The following is a 15,694-nucleotide window of genomic DNA, read 5'->3' as shown; positions in this document are numbered from 1 at the left end:
CATCGAATCCGCACATGAGCCACGCCATCCACTACCGCATCACGCCCGCCTCGCCCGAGGCCCATCTGTTCGAGATCACCCTCACCGTGCAGCAACCCGCTGCCGACGGTCAGGTGCTGTCGCTGCCGGCCTGGATCCCCGGCAGCTACATGATCCGCGACTTCGCCAGGAACATCGTCTGGATCAAGGCGCGCTGCAACGGTGCGGACATCGCGCTGACCAAGCTGGACAAGCAGACCTGGCGCTGCGCACCGTGCGCCGGCCCGCTGGAGGTCCGCTACGAGGTGTATGCCTGGGACCTGTCGGTGCGCAGCGCGCACCTCGACACCACCCATGGCTATTTCAACGGCACCAGCGTGTTCCTGCGCGTGCATGGCCAGGATGAACAGCCGTGCAGCGTGGATATCCTGCCCCCTGCGGGTAGCGCGTACCGTGACTGGCGCGTCGCCACCACCCTGCCCCCGGCCGATGCGGCGCTGTGGGGCTTCGGCGGCTATCAGGCGGCCGACTACGACGAGCTGATCGATCATCCGGTGGAGATGGGCCGCTTCGATGTCATCGAGTTCGAGGCCTGCGGCGTGCCCCATGCCATGACCCTCACCGGGCGCCACCGTGCCGATACCGAACGCCTGGCGCGCGACCTGAAGACGGTATGCGAATATCACATCCGCCTGTTCGGCGAGCCGGCACCGATGTCGCGCTACCTGTTCCAGGTGATGATCACCGGCGACGGCTACGGCGGCCTGGAACACCGCAGCTCCACCAGCCTGCTGTGCAGCCGCGACGACCTGCCGCGTGCAGGACAGGACGAAATGAGCGAGGGCTACCGCAGCTTCCTCGGCCTGTGCAGCCACGAATATTTCCACACCTGGAACGTCAAGCGCATCAAGCCGGTGGTGTTCCAACCCTACGACCTCAGCCGCGAGGTGCACACGCCGCTGCTGTGGTTCTTCGAGGGCGTCACCTCCTATTACGATGACCTCGCCCTGGTGCGCACCGGACTCATAGCCCGCGACAGTTATCTCGAACTGCTCGGCCAGACCGTTACCCGCGTGCTGCGCGGCAGCGGCCGCCTCAAGCAGTCGGTGGCCGATTCCAGCTTCGACGCCTGGACCAAGTTCTACAAGCAGGACGAAAACGCCCCCAACGCGGTGGTGAGCTACTACACCAAGGGCAGCCTCGTCGCACTGGCGCTGGACCTCACCCTGCGCAACATAGGCGACGGCAGCATCTCCCTGGACGACGTGATGCGTACCTTGTGGCAGCGCCTTGGCGTGCAGGGTGTGACGGCGGAAGGGCTGGAGCAGTTGATCGCTGAGGTCGCCGGTGTCGATCTGTCGGAATTCTTCCAGCAGGCACTGCGCGGCACCGACGATCTCCCGCTGGCCGATCTGCTCGCCACCTGCGGCATCGACTACCACCTGCGCCCGGCCGAAGGCAGCGCTGACAAGGGCGGCAAGCCCGGCAGCAGGAACGCAACGCCGCGCAGCGTACTCGGCGTACGCAGCGGCGACGATGCGCTGGGCGCCAAACTGCTCAACGTGTACGACGGCGGCGCCGCCCAGCAGGCGGGGCTTGCCGCCGGCGATATCGTCATTGCGGTCAACGGCCTGCGCGTGAGCGCCGACAGCCTGGACAAGGTCATTGCCAGTTACGGCAATGATGAAACCGTGCAGTTGCACGCCTTCCGCCGCGATGAACTGATGGAATTCACAGTCGTGTTGCAGCCGGCACCGGCCGACACCTGCTATCTGCTGGACAGGGAGGCGCCCGATGCAGCCCAGCAGCAGCGACGTGATGCCTGGCTGAGCCAATCGCACTTCGCTTGACAGAAATAGACGCGCATTCTATAAGGTTTTAATCAGTCCATCCTGGACTTCTCAGCCCCCCGTCTCAGGAGATTTGCACCATGTCGCACGGACCACGGCCCGCTTCCCTGTCTTCAGCGCTGCCGCGTGACCTGTCGCCGGCACGCGCACGATGCGATCTTCCGCCTGTCCCACCCCAGGTGCCGCCAGACACACCGGCGGAAAGATTGCCGTAACGTTCCCACTGTAATCTCAGTTTCACGGAGGAATAATCATGAACATGCTGTTCGCCATCGAATTCTCGCCCGTATTGTCCGTGGTGCTTTCCGTTCTGCTGCTCTCCAGCGCCATCGGTCTGTACGCCTATGTCCGCATCGGCCGCAGCGAAGTCTGATCGTCCGCACCGGGGCCCGCCGCCATGATTACCAATCTGACGATCAAGCAAAAGTACTATCTCCAGATGGGGAGCGCCCTGGCGCTCGCCATCCTCGTGCTACTGGCCGGGGCGGACGTCACGAACCGTCTGAAGCAGCACCTTGCCGACCAGCAACAGGAAATACTGCTGCAACAATTCGAGGGACTGCCAACCGTACTCGCTGCGCAACCGGAGCCGCAGCTCAGACAGCAGGCGCAGAGCATCGCCACCCAAATGCGCCAGGTGATCGATAACCGGGTAGATGCGGCTGCCGCCACCCTGCTGGTGGTACTGGCGGCCGCCGGGCTGTTTACGCTGGTACTCATCGCACTGATCAGCCGTGCCGTCAGTACGCCGGTCCATTCAGTGGTGAATGCCCTGCAGCGTGTCGGCAGCGGCGACGGCGATCTGTCGCTCCGCATTCCTGCGCGCGGCAACAACGAAGCCGCCCAGGCCGCCGACAGCTACAACCGCTTTGCCGACAAGATGCAGTCGGTGGTGGATGAGGTGGTGCACGTCAGCGCCAGGATGGAGGCGGAAACGCGCCAGCTCGCGACCGTCATTGACGAAAGCTCCGGCCATATTCAGGTGCAGCAGCGCGAAATCGATCAGATCGCCACCGCCATGCACCAGATGGCGATGTCGATCCAGGAGGTGGCCGGTAATGCCCACCGCACCGCGGAGTCCGCCCAACTGGCAGATGAGGCGGCAGCCACGGGACAACGCATGATGCAGCACAATCTGGAATCCAGCCGCAATCTGGCCGCCACCATCGAGCGCGCCGCCACGGTCATGGCGCGGCTGGAGCAGGAGAGCAATAACGTCGGTGTGGTGCTCGACGTCATCGGCGGTATCGCCGGTCAGACCAACCTGCTCGCCCTCAATGCCGCCATCGAGGCGGCGCGTGCAGGTGAACAGGGACGCGGCTTCGCCGTCGTCGCCGACGAGGTGCGAGTGTTGGCACAACGCACCCAGGATTCGACCCGGGAAATCCAGACGATTATCGAACAACTGCAGCAGGGCGCCCGCGAGGTCGCCGCCATCATGCGTGACAGCCGCAGGGACATGAACCAGAACGTCGCATCGGCCGAGCAGGCGCAGACCGCGATTGGCACGGTCACAGCGGCAGTTGCGGAAATCCGCGACATGACGGCGCAGATCGCCGTGGCCACCGAACAGCAGAGCACGGTGGCCGAGACCATGAGCCAGAACCTGGCAACGGTGAACACCGCGTCCGAGAGGACAGCGGAAGCGGCAAATCAGACCGCCGAATACGGCCGCGAACTGGTCCGACTTGCCGAGGGGCTGCGCCAATCGGTGGGACGCTTCCAGAGCGCGTCGACACGAGGTTTCGACTTCGATGCCGCGCGTCAGGCCCATCTGGCCTGGAAAGTCCGCGTCGCTGACTTCCTCGCTGGCAAGGCGGTCCTGACGCAAAGCCAGGCGGTGTCCCACCAGGACTGTCTGCTGGGCAAGTGGTACTACGGCCCGGGGCGCGAGAAATACGGCAGCCTGGCCGAGTTCCGCACCATCGAGCAGCCCCATGCGGAACTGCATGGCACCATACGCGACATCGTTCGCCTCAAGCAGGAAGGCCGCATGGACGAAGCCAGACAGCTGTCGCTGCGTATCGACACGCTGTCACAACAGATCGTCGGCCTGCTCGACGCCCTGGAACAGCGCGTCGTGACCGCACATTAGCCCTCGCCTGCCATCACCCGAACGGGTGATGGCAGGCAGAGGTCAACGACACTCCCCGACCGAACCGGCCGCGCACACCCGGCCATCCACCCAGGTCGCGCCGTCCAGCTTGGCGGCGATCAGGATTGCGTTCTGCAGCTTGGCACCGCGCAGGTTGGCGCCGCGCAGATCGGCGTCCAGCAGATTCACCCCGGCCAGGTTCGCCAGCATCAGGTTGGCCTGCTGCAGGTTGGTGGCGTGCATGTGGGCATCTTCCAGATTGGCCATCATCAGGTTGGCCTGTGACAGATTGGCCACCTGAAAATTGGCACGCGCCAGATTGGCCCGGCTCAAGTCGGCGCCATCGAGGCGGATCGCCTGCATGGCACCGTCGCTGATGTCGCGGCCCGCCCATTTGGCACCGTGCATGCGTGCCCATGAACACTGGGCATGCGGCACGGGTTCGCAGGTGGTGGTCATTTTGGCGTCGTCGAGCTGGTCGCTCCACGCTGCCGCCATGCCGGTGTAGGCCAGGCCCAACAGGCAGAAGATGCCGCCGGCGAGCGCCGTCGTGCGTTTGAACATGGTGAACTCCTCCGTATTTTTGTATATGGTCGCTATGCCGTGTGGTGTCGGCATAGACCTATCTAACGGCTCACGGAATACGATGCAAGCAACTCGGCACCAAACGGCGTCGAACCGCTGGTTAAATTGCGTTATCTCAATTTATCCCCTGTTATAGCTATACTCAGCAGCCGCACCGGAACAACCCACTATCCCATGGCCGACAATCAGCTCATCCTGCTGCCAGCACAAGCGGGCGACAGCCCTGCCAGCAAGCGCGACCTGCTCTATCGTCTGGAGCAGATGGATTTCATCGGCGCGCCACTCTCCTTCAACGGGCAGCAGCACTACCGGCCCGGCACACGCTTCCTGCAGTTGCTGACCTTTCTCGGCTGCTCGCCGGTGGTGGCATTGGGGGAGCCGGGTGTAACCGGCGACGAGTTCTGCCATATGCAGCTGGAAGGCCCCTATGAGGCGGCGCACTTCGTCGGCGGCAGCAATGTGAAGGCGCCGCGCTGCCCCGGCTGCGGCTTTCGGGTGGAAAGCTGGACAACGCTGGTACAGCAGTGGCAGGCACAACCGGAGCAGTCATGGCACTGCCCGCTGTGCGGCATGGAGTATGCGATACCGCGACTGCGCTGGCGTCAGTGCGCGGGGTTCGGCCGCTTCTTCCTGCGCATCTGGGGTGTGTTCGAGGGCGAGGCGGTGCCGTCGGAGGAGTTGCTGACCGCACTGCGCCAGGTCAGCGGATTCGACTGGCAGTATTTCTATTTCCGCCAGGACTAGCCGCTACAGCCGCTGCCGCACGATGGCGGCGATCTCCTCATCCGTCAGCACGATCGGATTGCTCTTCATGCTGTTGTTGCGCGAGGCGGCGACGATGGCCGGAATGTCGTCTGCGGTAATGCCGAAGTGGCCGAGGCGCGGCAACTCCAGGCGCGCACACCAGGATTTCAGCGTCACCACCAGGGCCTGCCGCGCCGCGACATCGGACAATCCCGCCTCCCCGCTCAGCAAGCGCCCGACACGGGCGTATTTGGCCAGGGCCGGCGACTGCGGCGCGCGTTCGCCCAGAGCCTGCACGTTGATGGCGGTGGCGTCAGCCACCATGGTGCCGCAGGCGACGCCATGCGGCACCGGGAACAGCGAGCCGAGCGGCTGCGCCAGACCGTGCACCGAACCGAGGCCTACCTGGGCCAGGGTGATGCCGGACAGCAGGGCGGCATAGGCCATGGCGGCGCGCCCCGCGGCGGCCTCCTCGGCATCCCCGCCCTCCACCGCCGCCCAAAAACCGCCGGCCACCGCCTCCAGCCCGCTCCACGCCAATGCGTCGGTGTAGGGATTGGCGCGCAGGGAAACATAGGACTCCAGCAACTGGGTGAAGGCGTCCATCCCCTGCGCCGCCATCAGATGGCGCGGACAGCCGGCCAGCAGTTCCGGATCAACAAGCGCGACCCGCGCCATCAGCGTGTCATGACGAAAGGACTTCTTGAAGCCGTCGGGGCCACGACGGCTGAGCACGGCATTCTTGGTCGCCTCGCTGCCGGTGCCGGCCGTGGTGGGCACGGCGATGAACGGCAGCGAAGGGCCGGTGTACGGGATGCCGCGCCCGACATCCTCCAGATGATCGAGCACGGAGTTGCCGCTTGGCAGCAGCCCGGCGATGGCCTTGGCCGCATCGAGCACGCTGCCGCCGCCGATGCCGATCAGTACCGCGATACCGGCGCCGTGGAACTGGCGCACCGCGGCATCCACCATTTCCGGCGACGGCTCGCCAGCGACGACAAAGCTGTCATGTGTGATGGCGCGCTGCTCCAGCGCCTGCACCAACGCCGTCCAGCGCACGGACTGGCGGAACGAGCGGCCCCCGGTGACCAGCAGCACATGCTGTCCGAATTCACTGATCAACTGCGGCAACTCCGCCAGGCGGCCGGCACCGAAGACCAGACGCGGCAAGGCGGTGATGCTGAAGGCGGACAGGTTCATGGCGTCACTGGCCGGTCTTGCGTTCGCGGGTGTGACACACCGGCAGATCGTCCGGGTCCTCCACCTGCAGCGCAATCTCCTGCACCATGTCGCGCAGTTCCTCCAGGGTGATGCAGCCTAGCAGCCGCGCCAACAACTCCGGAGCCAGGCGCACCATGCAGGGCGTGCCGTCGGAAAGCAGCACGCGTACACCGGCAGCGTGTTTCTCCAGGCCGCCCTCGCTGCTCTCCAGCAAATCCGCGTCGTCCTGCAGCAGGCGGTCATACACCTCATCGATGCGATCCGACAGTTCATCGTCGATGTCTTCCGGGATCGCCGCGATGAAGCCATCGGCTTCGGACAGTTCGGCCTCGACGCCATGACCGCGCAGAAACTCCACGAAGCGCTCACGTACCCCGGTGTCGAAAAAGACGTACTCCAGCATGGAATGTTGCTCCTGTCTTGCGCGGACCTAGCGCCGCAACAAGGTGACATAGGCGATGGCGTAATCATGCTCATCGGCCAGGCTGAGAAAGTGTTCGCCGATGCCGCGGGCTTCGAGCAAGTCGAGGGCGCGGCCGCTGAAGTGCAGCATGGGCTTGCCTGCGGCATCGTGGGCCACACAGATGTCGTGCAGCGACAATCCCTGGCTGAAACCGGTTCCCAGGGCCTTGGAGGCGGCCTCCTTGGCGGCAAACCGCTTGGCGAGGAAACGGGCCGGATGAACGGCGACCTGAAAATCAGCCAGCTCCGCCGCGCCCAGGATACGCTCGGCAAAGCGCGCGCCATGACGCTGCAGGGCGCGGCCCATGCGCGCCACCGCGACGATATCGGTGCCGATGCCGTAGATCATCCGCGCAATGCCGCGGCCAGCGCCTGCCGGCGCTCCTCCACCATCAGCCGTTTCATCTCGGCCACCGCGCCCTGGAAGCCGGTGAACAGGGCGCGGGCCACGATGGCGTGGCCGATGTTGAGTTCATGGATGCCGGTCATGCGGGCGATGGGCGCGACGTTGTGGTAGTGCAGGCCGTGGCCCGCATTGACGCGCAGGCCGACCTGCTGGCCGATGGCCACGGCACGCTCGATGCGCGCCAATTCGGCCGCCACGGCATCGCGCTCGCTCAGATCGGCATAGTGGCCGGTATGGATTTCGATGCACGGCGCACCACAGGCAGCGGCGGCTTCCACCTGGCGCGGATCGGCGTCGATGAACAGCGATACGCGCACTCCGGCATCGGCCAGGCGCTGGCAGGCCTCGCGGATGCGCTCCTTCTGTCCGGCGACATCGAGACCGCCCTCGGTGGTCAGCTCCTCGCGGCGCTCCGGCACCAGGCAGCAGTCTGCCGGCTTGATGCGCTCGGCGATGGCGAGCATTTCCTCGGTCACCGCCATCTCCAGATTCATGCGCGTCTGCAGAATGCCGGCCAGCATCTCCACGTCGCGGTCCTGGATATGGCGGCGATCCTCGCGCAGGTGCAGGGTGATGCTGTCGGCACCGGCCTGCTCGGCCTCGATGGCGGCCTGGATGGGATCGGGATAACGGGTGCCGCGCTGCTGGCGCAGGGTGGCGACGTGGTCGATATTCACGCCGAGCAGGATTTCATGCAACGGATTCACGGCTCTAGTCCTCGTGGTCTGCCGCGGGCGGCGTGGCCCGGCCGGCATAGGTCTGGCGAAAAAGTTCACGACTGCGCAGCGGCCGCGCGCCCAGATACTGGGCCAGAATGGTGCGCATCAGGGTCTTGGCCTCGACCAGCACGCGCTCATCGGCCCCCTGCTCTGCCGCCAGCGCCAACAGGGTGGCACCGTGCAGCACAGGTCCTGCTTGCATCGCAGCGTCGGCGGGCAACGGCCCCTGCTGCACATGGTAGCAATAGCGCCGTTCCGGTTGAATCGCACTGCCACTATGCGCCTCGTGCTCCAGCAGCAGGCCATAGCCCAGCTCCTGCAGCAAGGCCTTCTCGAACAGGCGCAACGTCCACTCCGGCTGCTGTGGCACGGCGGCCAGACGCTGCAGGGCCAGTTCGTAGGCATGAAACAACTCTTCGTGTGGATCGTGGCGTTGCAGCAGACGCAGCAGCAGTTCGTTGAGATAGAAGGCGCTGATCAGGGCAGTGCCGGTCAAGGGCGCCAGACCGCCACGGCCCTCCGCACCGGTCAGCGTGGCCAGCTCGCCGCGTCCCGACCAGGACAGGAGCAAGGGCACGAATGGTTGCAACAGGCCGGCCTTGCCACCCTTGCCGCTACGCGCACCGCGCGCCACCAGGCCGACGCGACCCACATCGAGGCTGAAGGCCTCCAGCAACAGGCTGCTTTCGCGGTAGGGCTGGCGATGCAGGACATAGGCAGGGCGCAGCTCGGCCCGCATGGCTGCGTACCGTCAATCTTCCGTATAGCCCAGGCTGGAGAGGGCGCGCTCGTCGTCCGACCAGCCCTCCTTCACCTTGACCCACAACTGCAGATACACCTTGCTCTCGAACAGCTTCTCCATGTCGGTGCGTGCCAACTGGCCGACCTTCTTCAGCACGCTGCCACCCTTGCCGATGACGATGGGCTTCTGGCTGTCGCGCTCGATCCAGATCACGGCAGCGATATTCAGCAGGCCATCCTCCTCCTTGAACTGCTCGATCTCCACGGTCAGCTCATACGGCAGCTCCTGACCCAGGGTACGCATCAGTTTCTCGCGCACGATCTCGGCGGCAAGAAAGCGTGAGCTGCGATCGGTGATCTGATCTTCGGCATAGAACGGCGGGTTCTCCGGCAGGTGCGCGGCCACCACCTTTTCCAGTTCTTCCAGATTGTTGCGGCGCAGGGCCGACACCGGCACCAGCGCGGCAAAATCCATCTTGCGCCCCAGATTCTGCAACAGCGGCAACAGCTCGGTCTTGTCCTTGATGTGATCGATCTTGTTCACCGCCAACACCACCGGCACCGCGACGGTACGGAGCTGGCGCAGGACATTCTCGTCATCCTCGGTCCAGCGTCCGGCCTCCACCACGAAGATGATCAGATCGACATCCGCCAGCGTGCTCTTGGCCGTGCGGTTCATGTAGCGGTTGACCGCCTTTTTGGCATGCCGGTGCAACCCCGGCGTGTCGACGAAGACGGCCTGATAATCCGCCTCGGTCTTGATACCGATGATGCGATGGCGCGTGGTCTGCGGCTTGCTGGAGGTGATGCTGATCTTCTGGCCGATGAGGTGGTTCATCAGCGTCGATTTACCGACATTGGGCCGGCCGACCAGGGCGACGTAACCGCAACGGAAGGCTTCGGTTTCAGTCATGTTCGAGGGCTCGCAAGGCAAGGTCTGCCGCCGCCTGCTCGGCCTTGCGGCGGCTCGCGGCGGAGGCGACGGTGGGTTCTGCCAGTCCTTCGACAGCGCAGGTGACGGTAAAGGTCTGCTCGTGCGCCTCGCCATCCATCGCAATGACGTTGTAGGTCGGCAGAGGCAGACGGCGGGCCTGCAGATACTCCTGCAGGCGGGTCTTGGGGTCTTTGAGATTGGCCGCCGGCTGTACGGCCTCGATACGATCATCATACAACGCCAGGATCACTTGCCGGGCCCGTTCGATGTCGCTGTCGAGATAGACCGCGCCGAAGATCGCCTCCAGCGCGTCTGCCAGGATCGACTCACGGCGGAATCCGCCGCTCTTCATCTCACCGGAACCGAGGTGGAGATACTCCCCGATCTCGAGGTCAAGGGCAATACGGGCCAGGGTGTCCCCCTTCACCAGCGAGGCGCGCAGACGGCTCAGCGTACCCTCGTTGACGGCGGGAAAACGCCGGTACAACTCGGCGGAAATGGCAAAGCTGAGCACAGCATCGCCAAGAAACTCCAGACGCTCGTTGTTGCGGCTGCCGACACTGCGGTGGGTAAGCGCCGTTTCCAGCAGACTCGTATCACGAAACGTATAGCCGAGACTGCGGCAGAGCCTATCCAGGTTCAACGCGCTGCGACCTCCGCGACGTCTTCGAAACTGACCAGAAAGCTGATGTTGTGCACAAACGGCACGACCACTTCATAGGCAACAGTTACTTTGTAAACGGCTCCGTCACGCTCGATGGTAATGTCATCTCGCTTCACCCGGTTGACATCATTGACTTCCATACGCTTCATCAAGGCGTCACGTATCTCCGCTGGACTGCTGCCGCGCAGGGAGGGATTAGTGGAAAGAGACTCCAGAGACGAGGTCACACCGAGATGCTCCATGTACACCGGGAACAACTTGAGGAAGCCCATGGCCAGTATACCGGCGATCACAAAGATCACCATCCAGCTCACCAAAGTCAGCCCCGCCTGACGCTGCTTCACCCGAGTCATCTTCCTCACGCCTCCTGTTCCCTATTCGATACCATTACCGATGCGGCTCCAGTCGATGTGGCCGGCTGCCGAATCCCAGTTCATCCAGATGAAGAATGCCTTGCCTACCAGGTTCGCCTCCGGCACCGTGCCCCAGAAGCGGCTGTCGCGGCTGTTGTCGCGATTGTCGCCCATGACGAAATACTGTCCTTGACCCACAGTATACTCAAAGCCATGCTCGAACCCTTCCGGTAATACCAGGATCTGATGGCTGATACCGGCCAGATTCTCCCGGCGCACGCTGGCACCAGTCATAACCGCCCCGGAGCCAGTACCAACATAGGTCCCCTCCGGTTGCTGCTGAGCGATCTGTCCATTGATGTAGAGCACCTTGTTGCGATAGGCCACCGTATCGCCCGGTACGCCGATGACGCGCTTGATGTAATCGACCCGCGGATCCTCCGGATACCGGAACACGATGATGTCGCCGCGCTGCGGCGTTCCGAGCTCCAGGATCCGGGTATTGAGCACCGGCAGACGCAGACCATAGGCAAACTTGTTCACCAGAATGAAGTCCCCCACCAGCAGGGTGGGCATCATCGAGCCGGAAGGAATACGGAACGGCTCGACCACAAAGGAGCGGATCAGCAAAACAACCAGGATCACCGGGAAAAAGGAACGGGACAGTTCGACCAGATAGGGCGGCTTCTCCGTCTCGGTCTGCAGGGCGCTGCCGGATACAGCGTCGGCTGCGCTGTGCGCCCGCCGCTTCGGTGCCCACAGCAGAGCATCGAGCAACCAGATGACACCGGTTATCGCCGTGGCCAGTACCAATATCAGGGGGAAATCCATGCTTAACCCTTTTTGCCTACATGCAGGACGGCGAAGAAGGCCTCCTGCGGGATTTCGACTGTACCGACCTGCTTCATGCGCTTCTTGCCGGCCTTCTGCTTTTCCAGCAGTTTGCGCTTGCGGGTGATGTCGCCACCGTAGCACTTGGCCAAGACGTTCTTACGCATGGCCTTGACGTTGGTACGGGCGATGATATGGGAGCCGATGGCCGCCTGGATCGCCACATCGAACATCTGGCGCGGAATCAGCTCCCGCATCTTCTCGGCCAGCTCACGTCCACGCACCTGCGCCTGATCGCGATGCACGATAACCGCCAGGGCATCGACCTTCTCGCCATTGATCAAGATGTCCAGCTTGACCAGGTTGGCCGCCTGGAAGCGCGTGAAGTGATAGTCCATGGAGGCGAAGCCGCGGCTGCACGACTTCAGGCGGTCGAAGAAATCGAGCACCACCTCGTTGAGCGGCAGCTCGTAATTGACCGACACCTGCTTGCCGGCGAACTGCATGTTCTTCTGCACACCGCGCTTTTCCGTGCACAGGGTCAGCACGTTGCCCAGGTAATCCTGCGGCACCAGGATGTTGGCGGTGATGATCGGCTCGCGGATCTCGGCGATGTAGTTGGGCTCGGGCAGATTGGCCGGATTGTCGACCTTGAGTATCTCGCCCTTGGTGGTGACCACCTCATACACCACGGTGGGCGCGGTGGTGATCAGGTCGAGGTCATACTCGCGCTCCAGACGTTCCTGGATGATCTCCATGTGCAGCATGCCGAGGAAGCCGCAGCGGAAACCGAAACCGAGCGCCTGCGAGGTCTCCGGCTCGTAGAACAGCGCGGCGTCGTTGAGGCGCAACTTGGCCAGCGCCTCGCGCAGGTGCTCATAATCCTCGGCGCTGATCGGGAACAGGCCGGCGAATACGCGCGGCTGTACCGGGCGGAAACCGGGCAGCGGTGACTGCGCCGGGTTGTCGGCCAGGGTAATGGTGTCGCCCACCGGCGCCCCGTCAATCTCCTTGATACCGGCGATGATGAAGCCCACCTCACCCGCCTCCAGCGCCGCCGTATCCTTCATCTTGGGGGTGAACACGCCGACGCGGTCCACCTGGTAGCTGCGGCCGGTGGACATGATGTTGATCTTCTGCTTCGGCTTGAGGGTACCCTGCATCACGCGCACCAGGGACACGACGCCCAGGTAGTTGTCGAACCAGGAGTCGATGATCAGCGCCTGCAAGGGGGCGGAACGGTCGCCCTTGGGGGCGGGAATCTTCGCCACCAACTGCTCCAGCAGATCCTCGATACCGAAGCCGGTCTTGGCACTGACCTTGACCGCATCCGTGGCCTCGATGCCGATGATCTCCTCGATCTCGGCGATCACCCGCTGCGGGTCCGCCGCCGGCAGGTCGATCTTGTTGAGCACCGGCATCACTTCGAGTCCCTGATCGATGGCGGTGTAGCAGTTGGCCACGGTCTGCGCCTCGACGCCCTGGGAGGCATCCACCACCAGCAGCGCGCCTTCGCAGGCCGCCAGGGAACGCGAAACCTCGTAGGAGAAGTCGACATGGCCGGGGGTATCGATGAAGTTGAGGTGATAGACCTCGCCGTTGCGCGCCTTGTAGTCCAGCGACACGCTCTGGGCCTTGATGGTGATACCGCGCTCGCGCTCCAGGTCCATGGAGTCGAGTACCTGGGCCTCCATCTCGCGCTCGGTCAGCCCACCGCAGACCTGGATGAAACGGTCGGCAATGGTGGATTTGCCGTGGTCGATATGGGCGATGATGGAAAAATTGCGGATGTGCTCGAGGTCGCTCACTGAAGGGTTTCCACTAAAAGCGCCGCTCCCGGCCATCCGTGGCCTCCGCGGCATAAGTCCAGTCGTGGACAAAACGAAGAGGCGCCCAGCGGGCGCCAAAGTGGGCGAAATTGTACAGAAAATCAGAGGGCTGCGAAATAGCGGCGAACGCGTTCCTCATCCAGGAAATACTGGCACAACTCCCCCTGCGGCGAGGTCAGCACCGGCACCCGGGTACCGTAGCGCTGCTCCAGTGCCGGTTCCTCCTCGACTTCTACGATATCGAGGTAGAAACCCAACTCCTGCTGCAGCGGCCGCAGTGCCGCCAGCATCTCGTCGCAGAGCGAGCAGCCGTAGCGCAGATATAACGTCAGCGCCGGCTGCGTCTTCATTTCGGCAGCCGCAGGGCCAGGAAGATCGGACCGCTGCGACGCTGCACCAGCACCGGAATCGACTTGCCGGCCGGCAGGTCGCGCACCAGCTTGTTGAAATGGGCCACGTTGTCCACATCCACGTTGTTCAGCTTCAGCAGGACATCGCCACGGCGGACCCCCGCTTCCTGGGCCGGGCCGGGTTCCACGCCCTGTACCAGCACGCCGTGACGCTGCTCCAGCCCCAGTTCCTTGCGCTGCTCTGCGGTCAGGTCGGTGACGGTCAGATTGAGACGGTTGTCGCTGCTCAGACCCGGCTTGCCCTCGGCCAGGGTCAATTCCTCGTCTTTGGGCAACTCCTCCACCCGCACGGTGAGCGTCTTGCGCTTGCCGTCACGGATCACCACGACCCGGGAGTCGGCCCCCACCGGGCTGCGTCCCACCACCGGCGGCAGGTCTGACGAGGCGTCGATGTTCTTGCCGCCGAACTCTATGATCACATCGCCCACCGCGATACCGGCCTTGGCCGCCGGACCGTCCTTGAGTACCTTGGCCACCAGGGCGCCGGCCGGCCGCTTCATGCCGAAGGACTCCGCCAGCTCACGGGTCACATCCTGGATCAGTACCCCCAGCCAGCCGCGCGAGACATAGCCCTTGTCCTTGATCTGGGCCACCACATCCAAGGCCACGTCCACCGGGATGGCAAAGGAAAGCCCCATGAAGCCGCCGGTACGGCTGTAGATCTGCGAATTGATGCCGATCACCTCGCCATCCAGGTTGAACAGCGGACCGCCGGAATTGCCTGGATTGATGGCCACGTCGGTCTGGATGAAGGGGACATAGCTCTCGCTGGGCAGGCTGCGTCCCAGGGCGCTGACCACGCCGACGGATACCGAATGGTCAAAGCCGAAGGGCGAACCGATGGCCATCACCCATTCCCCCACCTTGATCTGGTCGCCTTGGCCGAACTTGACCACCGGCAGGCCGCTGGCCTCCACCTTGAGCAGGGCCAGGTCGCTGCGCTTGTCGGCACCAATCACCTTCGCCACCAGTTCACGGCGATCGTTGAGCCGCACGAGGATTTCGTCAGCTCCGTCCACTACGTGGTTGTTGGTCAGGATGTAGCCCTCGCTGTCGATGATGAAGCCCGATCCCAGTGAACGGGCATCCTCCTCGTCCTGCGGGTCCGGCATCTCGCCGGGATTACCGAAAAAGTGGCGAAACAGGTCACCCCAGGGACCGTCTTCCGGAAACTCAGGCATCGGCATCCCCCGTGGCAGGCGCAGCGCCGGGTGCGACTTCAATTTCTGTTTGGTGCTGATATTCACCACGGCGGGACCGTACTTTTCCACCAACACGGTGAAATCGGGCAGTTCCCGCGCCAATGCGCTGCCGCTCAGCACCAGAAGGAGGAGAAGGAGCCAGGAAAGAGAGATTCTGGATAATGTCATGGGTCTAATTCGCATTGGATTTACCGGAAGGAAAATTGACGGTCACCGGCTGTGCGGCCCGTCGTACTATAACCGCCCGCTGCGCCGGATCACTGCTCCAGCGCCGATTGCGCCAGCGCAGCCAGAGGAAGCCGACAGCCAGACCGGCGATACCACCGAGGATGGCGGGAAGCTCGCTGCCTGTCATGTCAAGCTGCGATGCCAGTGCCTCGGCGAGCAGCGCCCCGGCGACAAGGGCCAGCAGGGGAACCAGATAGAGCATGACCGAACCGCGCACCAGCAACGATTCACTGATGCCTACAATGACGTCTTCTCCCGGTTGTGCTCCGATGGGGTTCAGCACCTCCACCTCATGCAGACGTGCTCCGAACAGGCCCGCCAGGGCGCCGGTACCGCAGCCGCTGCGAGCCGAGCAGCTACCGCAGCTGGAGCGCCGGGCCGTCTGCACCCAGGCCGATTCACCCGCTGTACGCACCACCCGGCCGTTCTCTTCGATCATTG

Annotated in this window: 17 protein-coding genes; 3 read left to right on the top strand and 14 right to left on the bottom strand. The window is 63.8% G+C overall.

The features are described 5' to 3' along the window. Positions 1 to 14 precede the first annotated feature (14 nt). A complete protein-coding gene (locus EP379_RS07425; protein ID WP_127477203.1) occupies positions 15 to 1,829 on the top strand; it encodes a M61 family metallopeptidase in 1,815 nt (604 codons plus the stop codon). Between the two features lie 397 nt (positions 1,830 to 2,226). Continuing rightward, entirely contained in the window at positions 2,227 to 3,924 is a 1,698-nt protein-coding gene (locus tag EP379_RS07420; RefSeq protein WP_127477202.1) for a methyl-accepting chemotaxis protein, read from the top strand. Positions 3,925 to 3,966: 42 nt separating this feature from the next. Here the strand turns inward: EP379_RS07420 and EP379_RS07415 are convergent, their stop codons facing one another. Continuing rightward, the gene (locus EP379_RS07415) at positions 3,967 to 4,488 is read right to left on the bottom strand and encodes a pentapeptide repeat-containing protein (RefSeq protein ID WP_172600413.1); all 522 of its coding nucleotides are present in this window, start codon (positions 4,486 to 4,488) and stop codon (positions 3,967 to 3,969) included. Positions 4,489 to 4,683: 195 nt separating this feature from the next. Between EP379_RS07415 and EP379_RS07410 the strand changes: the two genes are divergently transcribed. Further along, positions 4,684 to 5,253, top strand: a complete 570-nt coding sequence (locus EP379_RS07410) for a hypothetical protein (protein WP_127477200.1) — start codon at positions 4,684 to 4,686, stop codon at positions 5,251 to 5,253. Positions 5,254 to 5,256: 3 nt separating this feature from the next. On the opposite strand, the gene EP379_RS07405 is transcribed toward EP379_RS07410, so the two are convergent. The 13 genes from EP379_RS07405 to EP379_RS07345 all read right to left on the bottom strand — a co-directional run bounded on the left by EP379_RS07405 (position 5,257) and on the right by EP379_RS07345 (position 15,692). Then, entirely contained in the window at positions 5,257 to 6,453 is a 1,197-nt protein-coding gene (locus tag EP379_RS07405) for an iron-containing alcohol dehydrogenase (RefSeq protein WP_127477199.1), read from the bottom strand. Positions 6,454 to 6,457: 4 nt separating this feature from the next. Further along, on the bottom strand, positions 6,458 to 6,877 hold the full coding sequence (locus EP379_RS07400; protein ID WP_127477198.1) for a hypothetical protein: 420 nt from the start codon (positions 6,875 to 6,877) through the stop codon (positions 6,458 to 6,460). A gap of 27 nt (positions 6,878 to 6,904) precedes the next feature. Further along, positions 6,905 to 7,285: a holo-ACP synthase gene (gene acpS, locus EP379_RS07395; protein ID WP_127477197.1), complete on the bottom strand. Its 381-nt coding sequence runs from the start codon at positions 7,283 to 7,285 to the stop codon at positions 6,905 to 6,907. Continuing rightward, positions 7,282 to 8,049, bottom strand: a complete 768-nt coding sequence (gene pdxJ / locus EP379_RS07390; protein ID WP_232023993.1) for a pyridoxine 5'-phosphate synthase — start codon at positions 8,047 to 8,049, stop codon at positions 7,282 to 7,284. The genes acpS and pdxJ overlap by 4 nt, the downstream gene beginning before the upstream one ends. A gap of 4 nt (positions 8,050 to 8,053) precedes the next feature. Further along, positions 8,054 to 8,800, bottom strand: coding sequence for a DNA repair protein RecO (recO, locus tag EP379_RS07385; RefSeq protein WP_127477196.1), 747 nt, complete (start codon positions 8,798 to 8,800; stop codon positions 8,054 to 8,056). A gap of 12 nt (positions 8,801 to 8,812) precedes the next feature. Then, a complete protein-coding gene (era, locus tag EP379_RS07380; protein ID WP_127477195.1) occupies positions 8,813 to 9,715 on the bottom strand; it encodes a GTPase Era in 903 nt (300 codons plus the stop codon). After that, positions 9,708 to 10,379 carry a ribonuclease III gene (gene rnc / locus EP379_RS07375; protein ID WP_127477194.1) on the bottom strand — a complete coding sequence of 224 codons (672 nt, stop codon included), beginning with the start codon at positions 10,377 to 10,379 and terminating at the stop codon, positions 9,708 to 9,710. Before rnc ends, era begins: the two co-directional genes overlap by 8 nt. Continuing rightward, the gene (locus EP379_RS07370; RefSeq protein ID WP_172600412.1) at positions 10,376 to 10,744 is read right to left on the bottom strand and encodes a DUF4845 domain-containing protein; all 369 of its coding nucleotides are present in this window, start codon (positions 10,742 to 10,744) and stop codon (positions 10,376 to 10,378) included. Before EP379_RS07370 ends, rnc begins: the two co-directional genes overlap by 4 nt. A gap of 30 nt (positions 10,745 to 10,774) precedes the next feature. Then, positions 10,775 to 11,584, bottom strand: coding sequence for a signal peptidase I (gene lepB, locus EP379_RS07365; protein ID WP_127477192.1), 810 nt, complete (start codon positions 11,582 to 11,584; stop codon positions 10,775 to 10,777). 2 nt (positions 11,585 to 11,586) lie between these two features. Further along, a complete protein-coding gene (lepA, locus tag EP379_RS07360; RefSeq protein ID WP_232023992.1) occupies positions 11,587 to 13,392 on the bottom strand; it encodes a translation elongation factor 4 in 1,806 nt (601 codons plus the stop codon). A gap of 122 nt (positions 13,393 to 13,514) precedes the next feature. After that, complete coding sequence (locus EP379_RS07355) at positions 13,515 to 13,763, bottom strand: glutaredoxin family protein (protein ID WP_127477190.1); 249 nt, start codon at positions 13,761 to 13,763, stop codon at positions 13,515 to 13,517. Then, complete coding sequence (locus tag EP379_RS07350) at positions 13,760 to 15,193, bottom strand: DegQ family serine endoprotease (RefSeq protein ID WP_127477189.1); 1,434 nt, start codon at positions 15,191 to 15,193, stop codon at positions 13,760 to 13,762. The genes EP379_RS07355 and EP379_RS07350 overlap by 4 nt, the downstream gene beginning before the upstream one ends. Before the next feature lie 4 nt (positions 15,194 to 15,197). Then, on the bottom strand, positions 15,198 to 15,692 hold the full coding sequence (locus EP379_RS07345) for a SoxR reducing system RseC family protein (protein WP_127477188.1): 495 nt from the start codon (positions 15,690 to 15,692) through the stop codon (positions 15,198 to 15,200). Positions 15,693 to 15,694 lie beyond the last annotated feature (2 nt).

The organism is Sulfurivermis fontis (genome assembly GCF_004001245.1).
GTDB classification, from domain to species: domain Bacteria; phylum Pseudomonadota; class Gammaproteobacteria; order Thiohalomonadales; family Thiohalomonadaceae; genus Sulfurivermis; species Sulfurivermis fontis.
The sequence above is the reverse complement of the archived record's forward strand: the minus strand, read 5'-3'. Positions and strand labels throughout refer to the sequence as shown.

Bases quoted from the DNA above. Each gene is read 5' to 3' on its own strand.
- EP379_RS07425 (WP_127477203.1), top strand. From the start codon at position 15: ATGAGCCACGCCATCCACTACCGCATCACGCCCGCCTCGCCCGAGGCC.
- EP379_RS07420 (WP_127477202.1), top strand. From the start codon at position 2,227: ATGATTACCAATCTGACGATCAAGCAAAAGTACTATCTCCAGATGGGG.
- EP379_RS07415 (WP_172600413.1), bottom strand. From the start codon at position 4,488: ATGTTCAAACGCACGACGGCGCTCGCCGGCGGCATCTTCTGCCTGTTG.
- EP379_RS07410 (WP_127477200.1), top strand. From the start codon at position 4,684: ATGGCCGACAATCAGCTCATCCTGCTGCCAGCACAAGCGGGCGACAGC.
- EP379_RS07405 (WP_127477199.1), bottom strand. From the start codon at position 6,453: ATGAACCTGTCCGCCTTCAGCATCACCGCCTTGCCGCGTCTGGTCTTC.
- EP379_RS07400 (WP_127477198.1), bottom strand. From the start codon at position 6,877: ATGCTGGAGTACGTCTTTTTCGACACCGGGGTACGTGAGCGCTTCGTG.
- acpS (WP_127477197.1), bottom strand. From the start codon at position 7,285: ATGATCTACGGCATCGGCACCGATATCGTCGCGGTGGCGCGCATGGGC.
- recO (WP_127477196.1), bottom strand. From the start codon at position 8,800: ATGCGGGCCGAGCTGCGCCCTGCCTATGTCCTGCATCGCCAGCCCTAC.
- era (WP_127477195.1), bottom strand. From the start codon at position 9,715: ATGACTGAAACCGAAGCCTTCCGTTGCGGTTACGTCGCCCTGGTCGGC.
- lepB (WP_127477192.1), bottom strand. From the start codon at position 11,584: ATGGATTTCCCCCTGATATTGGTACTGGCCACGGCGATAACCGGTGTC.
- EP379_RS07355 (WP_127477190.1), bottom strand. From the start codon at position 13,763: ATGAAGACGCAGCCGGCGCTGACGTTATATCTGCGCTACGGCTGCTCG.
- EP379_RS07350 (WP_127477189.1), bottom strand. From the start codon at position 15,193: ATGACATTATCCAGAATCTCTCTTTCCTGGCTCCTTCTCCTCCTTCTG.
- EP379_RS07345 (WP_127477188.1), bottom strand. From the start codon at position 15,692: ATGATCGAAGAGAACGGCCGGGTGGTGCGTACAGCGGGTGAATCGGCC.